Source organism: Pseudomonas sp. R5(2019), from assembly GCF_009905435.1.
Taxonomy (GTDB): Bacteria; Pseudomonadota; Gammaproteobacteria; order Pseudomonadales; family Pseudomonadaceae; genus Aquipseudomonas.
The window spans coordinates 1-17,494 of sequence record NZ_JAAAMT010000007.1 but is presented as its reverse complement, the minus strand read 5'-3'; the positions used below and the strand labels follow the sequence as shown (position 1 = coordinate 17,494).

Below are 17,494 nucleotides of genomic sequence, written 5' to 3'. Positions count from 1 at the left end.
GCAACCGACCATTGCCCAGATCAAGCAAAGCATCACCGAAGCGCGAGCCACGGCAGACCAGTCTTCGCTGATCGCACGCAAGACCAGCGATGGCATGCAGATCCAGTTCCGCGAAATCGATCAAGTGGCCACCGCCTCCAACGAAATGAGCGCCACCGCCCATGACGTTGCCAACAGCGCCTCGAATGCCGCCAGCGCTGCCCGCGGCGCCGACCAGTCGGCCCGCGATGGCATGGCGATCATCGAGCGCAGCACCCGCGACATCAAACAGCTGGCCGAAGAGGTCAGCAAGGCAGTCGTCGAAGTCGAGACCCTGGCGGTCAACAGCGAACAGATCGGCTCGGTGCTGGAAGTGATCCGCAGCATCGCCGAACAGACCAACTTGCTGGCCTTGAACGCCGCCATCGAAGCCGCTCGTGCCGGTGAAAGCGGGCGCGGCTTTGCCGTGGTCGCCGATGAGGTGCGCAACCTCGCCCGTCGCACCCAGGATTCGGTAGAAGAAATCCGCCAGGTGATTGAGCGCATTCAGGGCAACACCCGCGGGGTGGTGGCGACCATGCACTCCAGCCACGGCAAGGCCCAGGCCAATGCCGAACAGATCAACCAGGCGGTGCAGGCGCTGGACAAGATCAGCGAAGCGGTCACCGTGATCAGCGACATGAACCTGCAGATCGCCAGCGCTGCCGAGCAGCAAAGTGCGGTGGCAGAGGAGGTCAACCGCAACGTCTCGGCCATCCGCGGCGTGACCGAAACCCTCACCGGGCAGGCCGCGCAAGCCGCTCAGGTGAGCAGCCAACTGGACAACCTCTCTTCCCAGCAACTCAAGCTGATGGACCAGTTCCGGGTTTGATCGTAGGAGCCGGGCTTGCCCCAATGCCAGTCAGTTAAGGCATTGGACGACACAAACCCTGTGGGAGCGGATTTATCCGCGAATGAAGGCGCCGCGCAATGCCTGAAAAACCGCGGTGTCTGAATTCGCGGATAAATCCGCTCCCACAGGTTTCGGCGCTCCAATCCTTAACTGACCGGCATTGGGGCAAGCCCGGCTCCTACGGCGTCAACAAGCCGCTGTAGAGCGCATAGGCCGCAAGCAGTGCGCCTGCCACCACGCCGGCAAATATCAACTTCTCCCAACGGGTGAACAGCGGCTTGCCCTGTTCATGCTTGGCGCGGGCGAACAGCAGCACCCCTGGCGCATACAACAGCGCCGAGAGCAGCAGGTATTTGACGCCACCGGCGTACAGCAGCCAGATGGCATACACCAGCGCCAGCAGGCCGATACCCAGGTCTTTCCAGCGCTCCGCACTCTGCCCCGAGTAGCTTTCCCCACGCACGCACAGCAGCACGGCATAGGCCGCCGACCACAGATACGGCACCAGAATCATCGACGAGGCCAGGTAGATCAGGCTGGTATATGTGCCTGCGGATACCAGGGTGATCAGCAAGAACAGCTGAATCATGATGTTGGTCATCCACAGCGCATTGACCGGCACGTGATTGGCGTTCTCATGGGTCAGAAAGCGCGGCATGGTCTGGTCCTTCGCCGTGGCGAAAAGAATCTCGGCACACAGCAGCGCCCAGGACAGCAACGCCCCCAACAGCGACACCGCCAGGCCAATGCTGATCAACAGCCCGCCCCACGGGCCAACGATATGCTCCAGCACCGAGGCGAGCGAAGGATTCTGCAGTTTCTCCAGTTCCGGCTGGCTCATCACCCCCAGCGACAACACGTTGACCAGCACCAGCAAGGCCAGCACGCCAAGAAAGCCGAGCACCGTGGCCTTGCCCACATCCGAGCGGCGCTGGGCCCTGCCCGAATACACGCTCGCCCCTTCGATGCCGATAAACACGAACACCGTCACCAGCATCATGTTGCGGACCTGGTCCATGACACTGCCGAATTCTGGATTGCTCTGGCCCCAGATATCACGCGTGAAAATATCCGCCTTGAACGCCACGGCAGCGATCACGATAAACATGATCAACGGCACGATCTTGGCCACGGTGGTGACCTGATTGATAAAGGCCGCTTCCTTGATGCCGCGCATCACCAGAACATGCACCGCCCACAGCAGCAACGAGGCGCAACCAATGGCCACCGGTGTGTTGCCCTCGCCAAAGATCGGAAAGTAAAAGCCCAATGTGCTGAACAGCAACACGAAATAGCCGACGTTGCCCAGCCAGGCGCTGATCCAGTAGCCCCACGCCGACGAGAAGCCCATGTAATCGCCGAAACCGGCCTTGGCATAGGCATACACCCCCGAATCCAGTTCCGGCTTGCGGTTGGCGAGCATCTGAAAGACGAACGCCAGCGCCAGCATGCCCACCGCGGTGATCCCCCAGCCGATCAACACTGCGCCCGCGTCGGCGCGTGCCGCCATGTTCTGCGGCAGCGAAAAGATACCGCCACCCATCATCGAGCCCACAACCAAAGCAATCAGTGCACCCAGTTTCAGCTTCTGCCCGCCTTCGCTCATCCTGACAACTCCCTGATTATTCGGTGGCACTGTTAGTGGCATCGCCAAATAGAGTCGTCTGCCTGGGATGGATAGTATGAAAGTTGCCGTCTGAATACTTTTTCATCGCCAGCCCATCTATAAGAGGCGAACTAAACGGTGAATTCTTATGCGCATTTGAACTAAAGCACATTAACAGGGCTTTTTCTCGGCAAAAATTTGCATCTGGGTCAAAAGTGTCTAGCGTGAAAGTTCGCAAGCCCAACCGAGCTATTGCTCTAAAACTCACCAGAGGGTTAATAAAACCGGGTCCTTCAACGCCATCAAATAGCCACACCTCTATTCATTCATCTACAACGGAATGTCGTATGAATTGATCTGAGTCATCTAGCGAATTGCCTCACAGACGTAGTCTGAAGTCTCACTTCTCCTGGACTGGAGTTAGGTAATGACAGAATCACCCGGAAAACTAAGGCTCGGAGCTCTGGTAGCCCTGGTTGTGGGCTCGATGATTGGCGGCGGTATCTTTTCGCTGCCGCAAAACATGGCCGCAAGTGCCGATGTCGGTGCTGTTTTAATTGGCTGGGCAATTACCGCCGTCGGTATGTTAACCCTCGCCTTTGTGTTCCAGACCCTGGCCAACCGCAAACCCGACCTCGATGGCGGGGTGTATGCCTACGCCAAGGCCGGTTTCGGCGATTACATGGGTTTTTCCTCGGCCTGGGGTTACTGGATCAGCGCCTGGCTGGGCAACGTCGGCTACTTCGTGCTGCTGTTCAGCACCCTCGGTTACTTCTTCCCGATCTTTGGCGAAGGCAATACACCGGCGGCTGTATTCGGCGCATCGATTCTATTGTGGGGCGTGCACTTTCTGGTGCTGCGCGGGATCAAGGAAGCGGCGTTCATCAACCTGGTCACCACCGTGGCCAAGGTCGTACCGCTGGCGCTGTTCATCCTGATCGCGCTGTTTGCCTTCAAGCTGGATATCTTCACCGCTGACATCTGGGGCTCGATGAACCCCGAGTTGGGCAGCGTGATGAATCAGGTTCGTAACATGATGCTGGTGACCGTCTGGGTGTTTATCGGCATTGAGGGCGCGAGCATCTTCTCCGCCCGTGCTGAAAAACGCTCGGACGTCGGCAAGGCCACCGTCATCGGCTTTATCACCGTGCTGTTGTTCCTGGTGCTGGTCAACGTGCTGTCACTGGGGATCATGACCCAACCGGAACTGGCCAAGCTGCAGAACCCGTCGATGGCCGCCGTGCTGGAACATGTGGTCGGTCACTGGGGGGCGGTGCTGATCAGCGTCGGCTTGATTATCTCGCTGCTCGGTGCCCTGCTGTCGTGGGTGCTGTTGTGCGCCGAGATCATGTTTGCCGCCGCCAAGGATCACACCATGCCGGCCTTCCTGCGCAAGGAAAACGCCAACCAGGTGCCGGCCAACGCCCTGTGGCTGACCAACGCCATGGTGCAGGTTTTCCTGATCATCACGCTGTTTTCCGCCAGCACCTACCTGTCGCTGATCTACCTCGCCACCTCGATGATCCTGGTGCCTTACCTGTGGTCGGCGGCCTATGCCTTCCTGCTGGCGCTGCGCTCGGAAACCTATGAACAAGCCCTGGCCGAGCGCAAGAAAGACCTGGTGATCGGTGCCATCGCTCTGATCTATGCGATCTGGCTGCTGTACGCCGGTGGCGTCAAATACCTGCTGTTATCCGCCCTGCTCTACGCCCCTGGCGCCATCCTGTTCGCCAAGGCCAAGCGTGAGTTGGGCCAACCGATTTTTACCAACGTGGAGAAGTTGATCTTCGCCGCCGTGGTGGTGGGCGCTCTGGTGGCGGCCTACGGCCTTTACGACGGCTTTTTAACGCTGTAACCCCCGTTTTCGACACTTTGGAGGAGATGAAAAATGTCCACGGAAAAAGTGAAGCTCGGCGTCCATTCCGAAGCCGGCAAACTGCGCAAAGTGATGGTCTGCTCTCCGGGCCTGGCGCATCAGCGCCTGACGCCCAGCAATTGCGATGAGCTGCTGTTCGACGACGTTATCTGGGTCAACCAGGCCAAGCGCGACCATTTTGACTTCGTCACCAAGATGCGTGAGCGTGGCGTGGAAGTGCTGGAGATGCACAACCTGCTGACTGAAACCGTCCAGAACCCCGAAGCCCTGAAATGGATTCTCGACCGCAAGATCACCCCCGACAGTGTCGGCGTCGGCCTGACCAATGAAGTGCGCAGCTGGATCGAAGGCCTGGAGTCGCGCAAGCTGGCCGAGTTCCTGATCGGCGGCGTGGCCGGTGAAGACCTGCCGGAAAGTGAAGGCGCCAGCGTGATCAAGATGTACCGCGATTACCTGGGCCATTCCAGCTTCCTGCTGCCGCCTCTGCCCAACACCCAATTCACCCGCGACACCACCTGCTGGATCTACGGCGGCGTGACGCTCAACCCGATGTACTGGCCTGCGCGCCGCCAGGAAACGCTGCTGGCCAGCGCCATCTACAAGTTCCATCCATCGTTCACCCAGGCCGAGTTTGAAGTCTGGTACGGCGACCCGGACAAGGACCACGGCTCGGCCACCCTCGAAGGCGGCGACGTCATGCCGATCGGCAACGGTGTGGTGCTGATCGGCATGGGCGAGCGTTCTTCCCGCCAGGCCATCGGTCAATTGGCCCAATCGCTGTTCGCCAAGGGCGCGGTGGAAAAAGTGGTGGTCGCCGGCCTGCCGAAATCCCGCGCGGCGATGCACCTGGACACCGTGTTCAGCTTCTGTGACCGCGACCTGGTCACGGTCTTCCCGGAAGTGGTCAAGGAAATTGTCCCGTTCGTGATCCGCAAGGACGAGAGCAAGCCCTATGGCATGGACGTGCGCCGCGAGAACAAGTCCTTCATCGAGGTGGTCGCAGAGTCCCTGAACCTGCCAAAACTGCGCGTGGTGGAAACCGGCGGCAACAGTTTCGCCGCCGAACGCGAGCAATGGGATGACGGCAACAACGTGGTGGCCCTGGAGCCCGGCGTGGTCATCGGCTACGACCGCAATACCTACACCAACACCCTGCTGCGCAAGGCCGGGGTCGAAGTCATCACCATCAGCGCCGGCGAACTGGGCCGGGGTCGGGGCGGCGGCCATTGCATGACCTGCCCGATCATCCGCGACCCGATCGACTACTAAACGACCATACACCCCGCTGGCCTCTATCCGACGCCAGCGGGGCGATCACCGAATTCAAGGAGAATCATCATGGCGTTCAACATTCATAACCGTAACTTGCTGAGCCTGGAACACCATACCCCTCGCGAGTTGCGCTACCTGCTGGACCTGTCCCGCGACCTGAAACGGGCCAAATACACCGGCACCGAACAACAGCACCTGAAGGGCAACAACATTGCCCTGATCTTCGAAAAAACCTCCACCCGAACCCGCTGCGCCTTCGAAGTGGCGGCCTATGACCAGGGCGCCAACGTCACCTACATCGACCCCAACTCCTCGCAAATCGGCCACAAGGAGAGCATGAAGGACACCGCACGGGTGCTTGGGCGCATGTACGACGCCATCGAATACCGTGGCTTCAAGCAGGAAGTCGTCGAAGAGCTGGCCAAGTTTGCCGGCGTGCCGGTATTCAACGGCTTGACCGACGAATACCACCCGACCCAGATGATCGCCGACGTGTTGACCATGCGTGAGCACGCCGATAAGCCGATCCATGAAATCAGCTACGCCTACCTGGGCGATGCCCGCAACAACATGGGCAACTCGCTGCTGCTGGTCGGCTCCAAGCTCGGCATGGATGTGCGCATCGCCGCGCCCAAGGCCCGGTGGCCCCATGACGACCTGGTCGCACGCTGCAAGCAATACGCAGAAGAAAGCGGCGCCCGCATCACCCTGACCGAAGACGCGAAACAGGCGGTCAAGGGCGTGGACTTCATCCACACCGACGTCTGGGTGTCCATGGGTGAACCGGTCGAAGCCTGGGGCGAACGCATCCAGCAACTGCTGCCTTACCAGGTCAACGCCGAGATGATGAAAGCCACCGGCAACCCGCGGACCAAGTTCATGCACTGCCTGCCGGCCTTCCACAACTCCGACACCAAGGTCGGCAAACAGATAGCCGAGCAGTATCCGCACCTGAAGAACGGCATTGAAGTCACCGACGACGTGTTCGAATCGCCGGCCTGCATCGCCTTCGAGCAGGCGGAAAACCGCATGCATACCATCAAGGCCATCCTGGTCTCGACCCTGGCCGACTTGTAAGGACATCCTCATGCGTATCGTTGTTGCATTGGGCGGTAACGCCCTGCTGCGCCGAGGCGAGCCCATGACCGCTGACAATCAGCGCGCCAATATCCGCATCGCCACGGAACAGATCGCCAAGATCCACCCCGGCAACCAACTGGTGGTGGCCCATGGCAATGGCCCACAAGTCGGGCTGCTGTCGCTCCAGGCCGCCGCCTACACCTCGGTCAGCCCCTACCCGCTCGACGTGCTGGGGGCAGAAACCGAAGGCATGATCGGCTACATGATCGAGCAGGAGTTGGGCAATCTGCTGGCTTTCGAGGTGCCTTTCGCCACGCTGCTGACTCAGGTGGAAGTGGACGCCAAGGACCCGGCCTTCCAGAACCCGACCAAGCCCATCGGCCCGGTCTACAGCAAGGAAGACGCCGAACGGCTGGCCAAGGAAAAGGGCTGGGCCATTGCTGCCGATGGCGACAAGTTCCGCCGCGTGGTGGCCAGCCCGAAACCCAAGCGCATCTTCGAGATTCGCCCGATCAAATGGTTGCTGGAAAAGGGCAGCATCGTGATCTGCGCCGGCGGCGGCGGGATTCCCACCCTCTACGGCCAGCCCGGCAAGCTCGAAGGCGTGGAAGCCGTGATCGACAAGGACTTGTGCTCGGCGCTGTTGGCCGAGCAGCTGGACGCAGACCTGCTGGTGATCGCCACCGACGTGGCAGCGGCTTTTGTCGACTGGGGCAAGCCAACCCAGAAAGCCATCACCCAGGCGCACCCCGACGAGCTTGAACGGCTGGGCTTTGCAGCCGGATCCATGGGGCCGAAAGTCCAGGCGGCCTGCGAATTTGCCCGCAACACCGGCAAGGTCGCGGTGATTGGCTCGCTGGCGGACATCGAGGAGATCGTCAAAGGGACCGCTGGTACCCGCGTCAGCACCGCCAAGGCCGGAATCAGCTATCGTTGAATCTTTGGGCAGGTCGCTCGCGGCCTGCCCTCCCTCATTCGCTGGAGGAGCACAGGCCATGGCCCAGTTCGAACCCGGTCGTCTGCATATCGAGCGCCACGCGCTGAACAAGGACGACTTCACCTACAACCTACGCATCGACTACGAGGTGGCTCAGGACCCGAAGGAAGGCAAAGGCATGCAATTTCGCCTGCACGGCAGCGTTGAAGACAAGACTGTGGACGAAAGCTTTTTCCTGCCCAAGGACCAGGCCTTCGATTTTGCCCGTCACGCCACCCGCATCGCGCAGAAATACGGCCTGCCGAAAACCGCCAGCATCGGTTCGGTGCACAAGTACTACGATGCGATGTTCGAAGATGTCCGCGTGCAACTCGACGTCAAATCCGGCGATCCGGTAAAACCAGAACACCTCGAATAAACTGTGGGAGCGGATTTATCCGCGAATCGCTTCACCACGGTGTTTCAGAAGGGCCGCAGTGACGCTATTCGCGGATAAATCCGCTCCCACATAGATATGACTCAGTATCTGGAATATCTGATTCCCGTTGATCACACCCGGATCAATTCACCAATCAACCCGGACAAGGCATACTTGCCGCCCCTGCTGTCCGGAACCCGTAGCACCCCATGCGTATCCACGTCAGCTTCATCGACCGCGTCGGTATCACCCAGGAAGTGCTCGCCCTGCTGGGTGCGCGCAATCTCAACCTGGACGCGGTGGAGATGGTCCCGCCGAACGTCTATATCGACGCCCCGACCCTGAGCCCGCTAGTGCTTGAGGAGCTGCATGATGCGCTACTCAGCGTGCGCGGCGTAGAAGCGGTGACGGTGGTCGACATTCTGCCCGGACAGCGTCGTCACCTGCAGCTGGAGGCCTTGCTGGCGGCCATGACCGACCCGGTGCTGGCGCTGGACAGTCGAGGCAATGTGCTGCTGGCCAACCCGGCGCTGATTGCGCTGTACGGCCGAGAGCCTGCCGGGGCCCCGGTGGCCGAACTGTTTGCCGACCCGGACTTGCTCGGAGCCTTGCTCGAACACGGCTTTCACTTGCCCATGCGCGAAGTCGTGCTCAATGGCCAGACGCTGCTGCTGGACGCCACCCCGATCACCGACGCCGGGGCCCTGCTGACCCTGTACCCGCCCAATCGCATCGGCGAACGGCTGTCGGCCTTGCGCCACGACCACGCTGAAGGCTTCGATGCGCTGCTGGGCGATTCGATCCCCATTCGTACCCTCAAGGCCCGCGCCCAGCGCGTGGCCACCCTGGATGCACCGCTATTGATCCATGGCGAGACCGGCACCGGCAAAGAGTTGGTGGCGCGCGCCAGCCACGCCATCAGCGCCCGCCACAGCGCGCCCTTTCTGGCCCTGAACTGCGCGGCGCTGCCCGAAAGCCTGGCCGAGAGCGAGCTGTTCGGTTACGCCCCCGGCGCCTTCACCGGCGCCCAGCGCGGCGGTAAACCGGGGCTGATGGAACTGGCCAACGAAGGCACCGTGTTCCTCGATGAAATCGGCGAGATGTCGCCCTACCTTCAGGCCAAGCTGCTGCGCTTCTTGAATGACGGCAGTTTCCGCCGGGTGGGCGGCGATCGCGAGATCAAGGTCAATGTGCGGATTCTCAGCGCCACGCACCGTGACTTGGAAAAGATGGTCGCCGAAGGCAGCTTTCGTGAAGACCTGTTCTATCGCCTCAATGTCCTCAACCTGCAAGTACCGCCCCTGCGCGAGCGTGGCCAGGACATCCTGATGCTGGCGCGTTATTTCATGCAGCAGGCCTGCACCCAGATCCAGCGCCCGGTCTGCCGCCTGGCCCCCGGGACCTACCCTGCGCTGCTGGGCAATCGCTGGCCCGGCAACGTACGGCAATTGCAGAACGTGATTTTCCGCGCCGCCGCGATTTGCGAAAGCAGCCTGGTTGATATTGGGGATCTGGATATCGCCGGCACATCGGTGGCCCGCGAAAACGACGGCGAAGTCGGCAGCCTGGAGGAGGCTGTGGAGAACTTCGAGAAGGCACTGCTGGAAAAGCTCTACGCCAGCTACCCCTCGACCCGCCAATTGGCCAGCCGCCTGCAAACCTCGCACACGGCCATTGCCCATCGACTGCGCAAGTACGGGATCACCAGCAAGAGCTGACAAACCCCAAATCTCTGCTGGGATCGACTAATGTGGGAGCGGATTTATCCGCGAATTCAGGCACCGCGGGGTATCAGGTAGACTGCGGTGCCTTTATTAGCGGCTAAATCCGCTCCCACAAAGGGTTAGTCAGCAACCTGGGCAGGCCGCAGGACCTGGCTCGCTTACTTCACGACCTTGAGGCTTGGACGGCCGCTTGGACGTGGAGGCTCGCTTCCGGACGGCGGTTCGGTGTCATCATCACCCTGGCCATCGTCTTCCTCGTAGATCTCGTCATCATCGCTGATCGGCGGTTCCAGCTCGAAGACCATGCCCTGGCCGTTTTCCCGGGCGTAGATGCCCAGGATCGCAGCGCTTGGCACATAGAGCGAGTGAGTGACGCCACCGAAGCGACCTTCGAAGCTGACCGCTTCGTTGTCCATGTGCAATTGACGCACGGCGGTGGGCGAAATGTTCAGCACGATCTGGCCGTCGCTGGCGAACCCCTGGGGCACTTGCACCTCGGGGTATTCAGCATTGACCAGCATGTGCGGGGTGCAATCATTGTCTACGATCCACTCGTAGAGCGCGCGCACCAGATAGGGACGACTGGAGTTCATCTTGGCTCCTAAAACCTAACGCATGTCACGTTCAGTTGCAGAGAGGCTCGCCTGGAAGGCCTCACGCGCAAACTGACGGTCCATGTAATCAAGCAGCGGCTTGGCTGGCCGCGGCAGTTCAATGCCAAGCTTGGGCAAACGCCAAAGGATTGGCAATAGACAACAATCCACAAGGCTTTGCTCATCGCTGAGGAAAAAAGGCTTCTCGGCAAACACCGGCGAGACGCCAGTCAGGCTTTCCCGAAGCTCCTTGCGAGCCTGGACACGGGCCGCTTCCTTGGTTCTGGGATCAAGAATCAGATCCACCAGTGCGCACCAATCGCGCTGGATACGGTGTATCAGCAACCGGCTATTGGCGCGCGCCACCGGGTACACCGGCAACAATGGCGGATGTGGATACCGTTCGTCCAGGTATTCCATGACGACCGTGGACTCGTACAACGCCAGGTCGCGATCGACCAGGGTCGGTACGCTGCCATAAGGATTGGCTTCGATCAGTTTGCGCGGCTGAGCACCCGCGGCCACATCGATGATTTCAGCGCTGACACCCTTCTCGGCGAGAACGATGCGCACCCGATGAGAATAGTGGTCGGCGGGGTCGGAGTAACAGGCCAACTTGGTCACGCCCATGGCGGTCCTCCTCGCGTATAGAAATTATGAAAACCCAAATACAAACGCGCCCTGCGGGCGCTCCTCATGTAACGAATTGCCGGTCCAGATTGCCAAATGGGCCGAGCCGGATCACTCCGGTACGGCCCACTTGCCTGTTCCAGGCTCGCTACTGTTCAGAGACGCCCCAGGGCGCGTGCAATCAACAGCACATCTTACAACCTGATCAGTGTACGTCTTTCCAGTACTCGCGTTTCAACAGATAAGCGAATACGAAGAAGAAAGCCAGGTACAGCAGCACGTAGGTGCCGATGCGTTGGCTCTGCAGCTTGACCGGGTTGGCCGAATAGGCCAGGAAGGTCACCAGGTTCTTGACCTTCTCGTCGAACTGATCCTCGGTCAGGGTACCGGATTTCGGCACGATGGTCAGCTGATCGCACGCCTCGTGGGTCAATGGGGTACCGGTCAGGGGGTCATATTGCTTCTTGCCATCAGCGACGATCTGCACTTGCTTGCAACCCACCACCTGGCGACCCTGCAGGTCCACCAGCACGTTAGGCATGCCGACGTTCGGGAACACCTTGTTGTTCACACCCCACGGGCGCGACGGGTCTTCATAGAAAGAACGCAGGTAGCTGTACAGCCAGTCAGTGCCCCGCACCCGCGCCACCAGGGTCAAGTCGGGCGGCGCAGCGCCGAACCAGGCCTTGGCATCGCCCGGTTGCATGCCGATATTCATATGCTCACCGATCTTGGCCCCCGTGAATACGAGCTTTTCCAGCATCAGCTCATGGGGGATATCCAGGTCATCGGCCACGCGCTCATAGCGCTGGAACTTGGCGCTGTGACAGCCCATGCAATAGTTGGCGAAGGTACGTGCGCCATCCTGCATGGCGGCCTTGTCGGCCAGGTCGATATCGACCTTGTCCAGTTCAACACCGTGTTCGCCGGCGGCGAAAGTCAGGGCAGGCATCACTGCAAGCATCAGAACTGCTAATAGTCTTTTCATCAGCCAGTCACCCTTTCCGGAACCGGTTTGGTCTTCTCGAGCCGGGTATAGAACGGCATCAGAATGAAGTAGGCGAAGTACAGGAAGGTACAGACCTGCGACAGCAACGTACGACCCGGAGTCGGTGCCAGTACACCGAGAATGCCCAGGATGACGAAGGAAATGCAGAACACCACCAGCCAGATTCGGCTCAGCCAGCCCTTGTAGCGCATGGACTTGACCGGGCTTCGGTCCAGCCATGGCAGCACGAACAACACGGCAATCGCGGCGCCCATGGCGATCACGCCAAGGAGCTTGTCCGGAATCGCCCGAAGGATGGCGTAGAACGGCGTGAAGTACCAGACCGGCGCAATGTGCTCAGGGGTCTTGAAGGCGTTGGCCTGCTCGAAGTTCGGTTTTTCGAGGAAGTAGCCGCCCATTTCCGGGAAGAAGAACACGACTGCGCAGAACACGAAGAGGAACACCACGACACCGACGATATCTTTCACGGTGTAGTACGGGTGGAAGGCAATGCCGTCGAGCGGGACGCCGTTTTCGTCCTTGTGCTTCTTGATGTCGACGCCATCGGGGTTGTTCGAACCCACTTCGTGCAGCGCCAGGATGTGCAGCACGACCAGACCGAGGATCACGATCGGCAGCGCGATCACGTGCAAGGCGAAGAAGCGGTTCAGGGTAATGCCGGAAATCAGGTAGTCACCGCGGATCCACTGGGTAAGATCGCCACCGATCACCGGAATGGCCCCGAACAGCGAGATGATCACCTGGGCGCCCCAGTAGGACATCTGGCCCCACGGCAGCAGATAACCCATGAAGGCTTCGGCCATCAATGACAGGTAGATCAACATGCCGAAGATCCACACCAGCTCGCGCGGCTTCTGGTAGGAGCCGTACAGCAGGCCGCGGAACATGTGCAGGTACACCACGACAAAGAACGCCGAAGCGCCGGTGGAGTGCAGGTAGCGCAGGATCCAGCCGTATTCGACGTCACGCATGATGTACTCGACGGAGGCGAACGCCTCTTCCGCCGAGGGGGTGAAGCTCATGGTCAGCCAGATGCCCGTTACGATCTGGTTGACCAGCACCAACAGGGCCAGGGAGCCGAAAAAGTAGAAGAAGTTGAAGTTCTTGGGGGCGTAATACTTGCTGAGGTGGTCTTCCCACATTTTGGTCGCCGGGAAGCGGGCGTCGACCCAATCCATGAACTTGCTCATCACGCTTTCTCCTGATCGACGCCGATGACGACAAGGTCATCCGACTCGTAAGTGTGCGGAGGAACCGGCAGGTTCAGGGGCGCCGGCTGCGACTTGTAGACGCGACCTGCAAGGTCATAGTGGGAGCCGTGGCACGGGCAGAAATAGCCACCGACCCAATCCTTGCCCAGGTCCGCGGGCGCCACTTCCGGACGGAAGGTCGGCGAGCAGCCCAAGTGGGTGCACAGACCGACCAGTACCAGGACTTGTGGCTTGATGGAGCGGACCTTGGGGTCGACATACTCAGGCTGGACTGAACTCTTTGACTCGGGATCGGACAGTTGACCTTCGATCTTGCCCAGGTTGGTGAGGATCTCTTCGGTTCGACGAACAATGAACACCGGCTGACCGCGCCATTCAGCAATCATTTGCTGTCCCGGCTCGATCTTGCTGATGTTGACCTTCACCGGTGCACCAGCAGCCTTTGCCTTGGCACTCGGGAACCATGACCCCACGAACGGGACCGCAGCCCCCACCGCTCCTGCAGCACCCACCACGGACGTGGCTGCCACGAGGAAGCGACGTCGGCCTGCATTCACGCCGTCATTGCTCATTCAGTCCTCTCCCATCAGCTTTGTGGCCTGTTAAAACAGGCATCTACTTGGTAATTGCCGGAACTGCATAAAATCTGCCGAATGGTAAATAAAAGCCCTTGTTTTGACAAGGTAATTACCTGAGACGAACGGCTGCACCCCTTATAGCACTTGGCTTGCGAGCCTGCGGCAAGTTGCCACAGTAAAATTGAAGATAATTTCCATCGCCCATAAAAAAAGCCCGACTCTTTTCAGAATCGGGCTCTTTTGAATGTAGCAGCGAATTAACGCTTGGAGTACTGCGGACGCTTACGCGCTTTACGCAGACCCACTTTCTTACGCTCTACTTCACGGGCGTCGCGAGTCACGAAGCCAGCTTTGCGCAGTGCGCTACGCAGGGTTTCGTCGTAGTCCATCAGTGCGCGGGTGATACCGTGACGGATCGCACCGGCTTGACCGCTGACACCACCACCGATAACGGTGACGTAGATGTCGAACTTCTCAGCGGTTTCAGTCAGTTCCAGCGGCTGACGAACTACCATGCGGGCAGTTTCGCGACCGAAGAACACGTCCAGAGAACGGTTGTTGATGGAGATGTTACCAGTGCCCGGACGCAGGAAAACGCGTGCGGTTGCAGTCTTGCGACGGCCAGTGCCGTAATTTTGAGTCGCCGACATAATGAACTATTCCGTTAAATCTTCAGTTCTTGGGGCTGCTGAGCAGCGTGAGGGTGAGCAGCGCCCGCATAGACTTTCAGCTTACGGTACATGTCACGACCCAGCGGGTTCTTAGGCAGCATGCCTTTGACCGCGGTCTCGATCACGCGCTCAGGGGCTTTGGCGATCAACTTCTCGAAGTTGATTTCCTTGATGCCACCTGGGAAACCGGAGTGGGAGTAGTACATTTTGTCAGTGGTCTTGGCACCAGTAACACGTACCTGCTCGGCATTGATCACGACGATGTAGTCGCCGGTGTCAACGTGAGGGGTGTACTCAGGCTTGTGCTTGCCACGCAGACGGCTGGCGATTTCGGTGGCCAGACGACCCAGGGTCTGACCAGCAGCGTCAACGACGAACCAGTCGCGCTTTACTGTTTCCGGTTTAGCAGTAAAAGTTTTCATTCTCTATAGCCTCAGGGGCCGCCCAGCAAAATTAAGACGGCGGATCTTACTGAATAGTGCTTACTTTGACAAGTCAAAGGCAGCCGGATACAGACGCTATCGGGGGCTCGGGTCAGCGCGTCCAATACACGGCAAGATTCTTCTTGAGGCGGGGCATCACTCCCACCACAGAGAGCTGCACGATTATCCAGATTGCGGAAAAAATATCAACCTGCTTTTATGAGCTTTTGCCTTTAGGGAGATGCAAATGGACTACCGCACGCTGGGTCGCACCGATCTTTCCGTCAGCGCCTTGTGCCTGGGCACCATGACCTGGGGCGAGCAGAACGATCAGGCCGAGGCATTTGCCCAGATCGAGCGCGCCAAGGATGCCGGCATCAATTTCATCGACACCGCCGAGATGTACCCGGTGCCGCCACGTCCGGAGACCTACGCCAGCACTGAACGCATCATCGGCAACTGGTTCAAGGAGCGCGGCGATCGCGCCGACTGGATCCTGGCCAGCAAGGTCGCCGGCCCCGGCAACGGCATCAGTCATATCCGCGACGGCCAGCTCAAGCATGACCGCCACAACATCGTCGCAGCCCTGGACGCCAGCCTCAAGCGTCTGCAGACCGACTGGATCGACCTGTACCAGTTGCACTGGCCGGAACGCAGCACCAACTTCTTCGGCAAGCTGGGCTATCAGCACCAGGCCGACGCCGACTTCACGCCGCTGGAAGAAACCCTGCAAGTGCTCGACGAGCAGGTCAAGGCCGGCAAGATCCGCCATATCGGCCTGTCCAACGAAACCCCGTGGGGCACCCTGAAATTCCTGCAGCTGGCCGAAAGCCGTGGCTGGTCGCGCGCGGTGTCGATCCAGAACCCCTACAACCTGCTCAACCGCAGCTTTGAGGTGGGCCTGGCAGAAATCGCCATTCGCGAGCAATGCGGCTTGCTGGCGTACTCGCCACTAGCCTTCGGCATGCTCTCGGGCAAGTACGAGAACGGCGCCCGCCCGGCCCAGGGTCGCCTGACGCTGTTCAGCCGCTTCCAGCGCTACTCCAACCCACAATCGGTAGCCGCCTGCAGCCGTTACGTTGCGCTGGCCCGCGAGCACGGCCTGGACCCGGCACAGATGGCGCTGGCGTTTGTCACCGCCCAGCCGTTCGTGACCAGCAACATCATCGGCGCCACCTCGCTCGAACAGCTGGAGAGCAACCTGGCCAGCGCCGAACTCACACTGTCAGAGGAAGTGCTGAGCGCCATCGAGGCGATTCATCAGCAGCAGCCAAACCCTGCGCCATAAGCCTGGGTTTATCGGGGGCCACGGCCCCTCGATGCATCGGCACTGGACACTTGCGCCAAAAAATAAGACGATCCAGCCGTGCATTGACCACTATCCCCTATAAGAATAAAGAAATGACGTTGAATCCAAATACGGCGTCCCTGCGACGCGTCAGCATCCTGGCCATTGATAAAGTGTTCGCCTCCACACTCATGCAGGCCAAGGATTTCTTTCACATGGCCAGCCTGCGGTACGGCAAGCAATCGGGCCAGGGCCTGAAACCGATGTTCGAAACACGCCTGGTCAGCCCTGACGGCGAACCGGTGCGCAGCTTCAGCGATGTGGTGTTGCCGGTCGACGGTGAGCTCGGCGATGCCGACGTGATCATCCTGCCGGCCTTCTGGGAAGACTTCGATACCCTGTGCCGCCGCTACCCCGAAGTCCTGCCTTGGCTGCGCCAGCAACATGCCCGCGGCGCGGTGCTCTGCGGCGAAGCCACCGGAGTGTTCTGGCTGGCCGAGGCTGGCCTGCTCGATGGCAAGGAAGCGACCACCTACTGGCGCTTTTTCAAGACCTTTGAAGAGCGCTTTCCGAACGTCCAGCTCAACCAGGACAAACACCTCACAGACGCCGACAACCTGTATTGCGCGGGCGGTACCACCTCGGCGTGCGACCTGTACGTCTACCTGATCGAACGCTTCTGCGGCCCCAACGTCGCCCAGGCGGTGGCCCGCGACATCCTCTACGAGGTTCAGCGCAGCTACACGCCGGGAAGGATGGGGTTTGGTGGCCAGAAACTGCATCAAGACCTGATCATCCTGCAGATCCAGCAATGGCTGGAGGAGCACTTCGCCGACAAGTTCCGCTTCGAAGACGTGGCGCGCGATCACGGCATGAGCATCCGCAATTTCATGCGTCGCTTCCAGACCGCCACCGGCGACAAGCCTCTGCATTACCTGCAGCGCTTGCGTATCGAGACGGCGAAAGGCTTGTTGTCGGGCACTCGCAAGAGCATCAAGACGATCAGCTATGAAGTCGGCTACGACGACGCCAGCTTCTTCGCCAGGCTGTTCCGCCAGCACACCGAGCTGTCGCCGAACCGGTATCGGCAGCAGTTTGTGCAGGCTGCGTAGGAGCAGGGCTTGCCCGCGATGGGGTGCGCAGCGGCCCCAGGGTCTGCTTCGCAGCCCATCGCGGGCTAGCCCTGCTCCTATGTATGGACTCGCCTCCTCAGTCAACCCACTTTCAAACACTGCTGCCCGGCTTGCATCTATGTATCAGGCCTATTCGAGGAAGCCGTCTTCGGCTTCTGGCCAACATTGGTTGAGC

Annotated in this window: 17 protein-coding genes; 9 read left to right on the top strand and 8 right to left on the bottom strand. The window is 59.9% G+C overall.

Translation table 11 applies throughout. The features are described from left to right. Window positions 1-94 precede the first annotated feature (94 nt). Entirely contained in the window at window positions 95-850 is a 756-nt protein-coding gene (locus GUY40_RS28710; protein WP_371924737.1) for a methyl-accepting chemotaxis protein, read from the top strand. 199 nt (window positions 851-1,049) lie between these two features. Here the strand turns inward: GUY40_RS28710 and arcD (GUY40_RS06635) are convergent, their stop codons facing one another. After that, window positions 1,050-2,477 carry an arginine-ornithine antiporter gene (arcD, locus tag GUY40_RS06635; protein WP_166568153.1) on the bottom strand — a complete coding sequence of 476 codons (1,428 nt, stop codon included), beginning with the start codon at window positions 2,475-2,477 and terminating at the stop codon, window positions 1,050-1,052. Between the two features lie 427 nt (window positions 2,478-2,904). Between arcD (GUY40_RS06635) and arcD (GUY40_RS06630) the strand changes: the two genes are divergently transcribed. From arcD (GUY40_RS06630) to GUY40_RS06605, 6 genes are all read left to right on the top strand, one after another. Then, the gene (gene arcD / locus GUY40_RS06630) at window positions 2,905-4,332 is read left to right on the top strand and encodes an arginine-ornithine antiporter (RefSeq protein WP_166568152.1); all 1,428 of its coding nucleotides are present in this window, start codon (window positions 2,905-2,907) and stop codon (window positions 4,330-4,332) included. A 33-nt stretch (window positions 4,333-4,365) separates the two neighbouring features. Then, entirely contained in the window at window positions 4,366-5,622 is a 1,257-nt protein-coding gene (gene arcA, locus GUY40_RS06625; protein WP_166568151.1) for an arginine deiminase, read from the top strand. Between the two features lie 69 nt (window positions 5,623-5,691). Continuing rightward, window positions 5,692-6,702, top strand: a complete 1,011-nt coding sequence (locus GUY40_RS06620) for an ornithine carbamoyltransferase (RefSeq protein ID WP_166568150.1) — start codon at window positions 5,692-5,694, stop codon at window positions 6,700-6,702. A gap of 10 nt (window positions 6,703-6,712) precedes the next feature. Then, a complete protein-coding gene (arcC, locus tag GUY40_RS06615) occupies window positions 6,713-7,642 on the top strand; it encodes a carbamate kinase (RefSeq protein WP_166568149.1) in 930 nt (309 codons plus the stop codon). A gap of 58 nt (window positions 7,643-7,700) precedes the next feature. Continuing rightward, window positions 7,701-8,060 (top strand): DUF5064 family protein, encoded by a 360-nt coding sequence (locus GUY40_RS06610; protein WP_166568148.1) that lies wholly within the window; start codon window positions 7,701-7,703, stop codon window positions 8,058-8,060. Between the two features lie 209 nt (window positions 8,061-8,269). After that, on the top strand, window positions 8,270-9,778 hold the full coding sequence (locus tag GUY40_RS06605; protein WP_166568147.1) for a sigma-54-dependent transcriptional regulator: 1,509 nt from the start codon (window positions 8,270-8,272) through the stop codon (window positions 9,776-9,778). A gap of 164 nt (window positions 9,779-9,942) precedes the next feature. Here GUY40_RS06605 and GUY40_RS06600 read toward each other — a convergent pair whose 3' ends face one another. The 7 genes from GUY40_RS06600 to rplM form a co-directional block, all read right to left on the bottom strand. Further along, window positions 9,943-10,377 (bottom strand): ClpXP protease specificity-enhancing factor, encoded by a 435-nt coding sequence (locus GUY40_RS06600; RefSeq protein WP_166568146.1) that lies wholly within the window; start codon window positions 10,375-10,377, stop codon window positions 9,943-9,945. Between the two features lie 15 nt (window positions 10,378-10,392). Then, a complete protein-coding gene (locus tag GUY40_RS06595) occupies window positions 10,393-11,007 on the bottom strand; it encodes a glutathione S-transferase N-terminal domain-containing protein (RefSeq protein WP_166568145.1) in 615 nt (204 codons plus the stop codon). A 205-nt stretch (window positions 11,008-11,212) separates the two neighbouring features. Next, window positions 11,213-11,995, bottom strand: coding sequence for a cytochrome c1 (locus tag GUY40_RS06590; protein ID WP_166568144.1), 783 nt, complete (start codon window positions 11,993-11,995; stop codon window positions 11,213-11,215). Further along, window positions 11,995-13,206: a cytochrome bc complex cytochrome b subunit gene (locus GUY40_RS06585; protein WP_166568143.1), complete on the bottom strand. Its 1,212-nt coding sequence runs from the start codon at window positions 13,204-13,206 to the stop codon at window positions 11,995-11,997. Before GUY40_RS06585 ends, GUY40_RS06590 begins: the two co-directional genes overlap by 1 nt. Further along, window positions 13,206-13,799, bottom strand: coding sequence for a ubiquinol-cytochrome c reductase iron-sulfur subunit (gene petA, locus GUY40_RS06580; protein WP_166568142.1), 594 nt, complete (start codon window positions 13,797-13,799; stop codon window positions 13,206-13,208). Before petA ends, GUY40_RS06585 begins: the two co-directional genes overlap by 1 nt. A 263-nt stretch (window positions 13,800-14,062) precedes the next feature. After that, window positions 14,063-14,455, bottom strand: coding sequence for a 30S ribosomal protein S9 (rpsI, locus tag GUY40_RS06575; RefSeq protein WP_166568141.1), 393 nt, complete (start codon window positions 14,453-14,455; stop codon window positions 14,063-14,065). A 14-nt stretch (window positions 14,456-14,469) separates the two neighbouring features. Beyond that, the gene (rplM, locus tag GUY40_RS06570; RefSeq protein WP_166568140.1) at window positions 14,470-14,898 is read right to left on the bottom strand and encodes a 50S ribosomal protein L13; all 429 of its coding nucleotides are present in this window, start codon (window positions 14,896-14,898) and stop codon (window positions 14,470-14,472) included. A 247-nt stretch (window positions 14,899-15,145) separates the two neighbouring features. On the opposite strand from rplM, the gene GUY40_RS06565 reads away from it, so the two are divergent. Both GUY40_RS06565 and GUY40_RS06560 read left to right on the top strand, forming a co-directional pair. Beyond that, complete coding sequence (locus tag GUY40_RS06565; RefSeq protein WP_166568139.1) at window positions 15,146-16,186, top strand: NADP(H)-dependent aldo-keto reductase; 1,041 nt, start codon at window positions 15,146-15,148, stop codon at window positions 16,184-16,186. 215 nt (window positions 16,187-16,401) lie between these two features. Further along, entirely contained in the window at window positions 16,402-17,298 is an 897-nt protein-coding gene (locus tag GUY40_RS06560) for a GlxA family transcriptional regulator (RefSeq protein ID WP_166568279.1), read from the top strand. Window positions 17,299-17,494: the final 196 nt, after the last annotated feature.

Excerpts from the sequence above, each read along its gene's own strand:
- GUY40_RS06560 (WP_166568279.1), top strand. The coding sequence starts at position 16,402 with ATGGCCAGCCTGCGGTACGGCAAGCAATCGGGCCAGGGCCTGAAACCG.
- GUY40_RS06610 (WP_166568148.1), top strand. The coding sequence starts at position 7,701 with ATGGCCCAGTTCGAACCCGGTCGTCTGCATATCGAGCGCCACGCGCTG.
- GUY40_RS06600 (WP_166568146.1), bottom strand. The coding sequence starts at position 10,377 with ATGAACTCCAGTCGTCCCTATCTGGTGCGCGCGCTCTACGAGTGGATC.
- GUY40_RS06605 (WP_166568147.1), top strand. The coding sequence starts at position 8,270 with ATGCGTATCCACGTCAGCTTCATCGACCGCGTCGGTATCACCCAGGAA.
- GUY40_RS06595 (WP_166568145.1), bottom strand. The coding sequence starts at position 11,007 with ATGGGCGTGACCAAGTTGGCCTGTTACTCCGACCCCGCCGACCACTAT.
- rpsI (WP_166568141.1), bottom strand. The coding sequence starts at position 14,455 with ATGTCGGCGACTCAAAATTACGGCACTGGCCGTCGCAAGACTGCAACC.
- arcD (WP_166568153.1), bottom strand. The coding sequence starts at position 2,477 with ATGAGCGAAGGCGGGCAGAAGCTGAAACTGGGTGCACTGATTGCTTTG.
- GUY40_RS06620 (WP_166568150.1), top strand. The coding sequence starts at position 5,692 with ATGGCGTTCAACATTCATAACCGTAACTTGCTGAGCCTGGAACACCAT.
- arcC (WP_166568149.1), top strand. The coding sequence starts at position 6,713 with ATGCGTATCGTTGTTGCATTGGGCGGTAACGCCCTGCTGCGCCGAGGC.
- GUY40_RS06565 (WP_166568139.1), top strand. The coding sequence starts at position 15,146 with ATGGACTACCGCACGCTGGGTCGCACCGATCTTTCCGTCAGCGCCTTG.
- GUY40_RS28710 (WP_371924737.1), top strand. The coding sequence starts at position 95 with ATGCAGATCCAGTTCCGCGAAATCGATCAAGTGGCCACCGCCTCCAAC.
- arcD (WP_166568152.1), top strand. The coding sequence starts at position 2,905 with ATGACAGAATCACCCGGAAAACTAAGGCTCGGAGCTCTGGTAGCCCTG.
- arcA (WP_166568151.1), top strand. The coding sequence starts at position 4,366 with ATGTCCACGGAAAAAGTGAAGCTCGGCGTCCATTCCGAAGCCGGCAAA.
- GUY40_RS06590 (WP_166568144.1), bottom strand. The coding sequence starts at position 11,995 with ATGAAAAGACTATTAGCAGTTCTGATGCTTGCAGTGATGCCTGCCCTG.
- petA (WP_166568142.1), bottom strand. The coding sequence starts at position 13,799 with ATGAGCAATGACGGCGTGAATGCAGGCCGACGTCGCTTCCTCGTGGCA.
- GUY40_RS06585 (WP_166568143.1), bottom strand. The coding sequence starts at position 13,206 with ATGAGCAAGTTCATGGATTGGGTCGACGCCCGCTTCCCGGCGACCAAA.
- rplM (WP_166568140.1), bottom strand. The coding sequence starts at position 14,898 with ATGAAAACTTTTACTGCTAAACCGGAAACAGTAAAGCGCGACTGGTTC.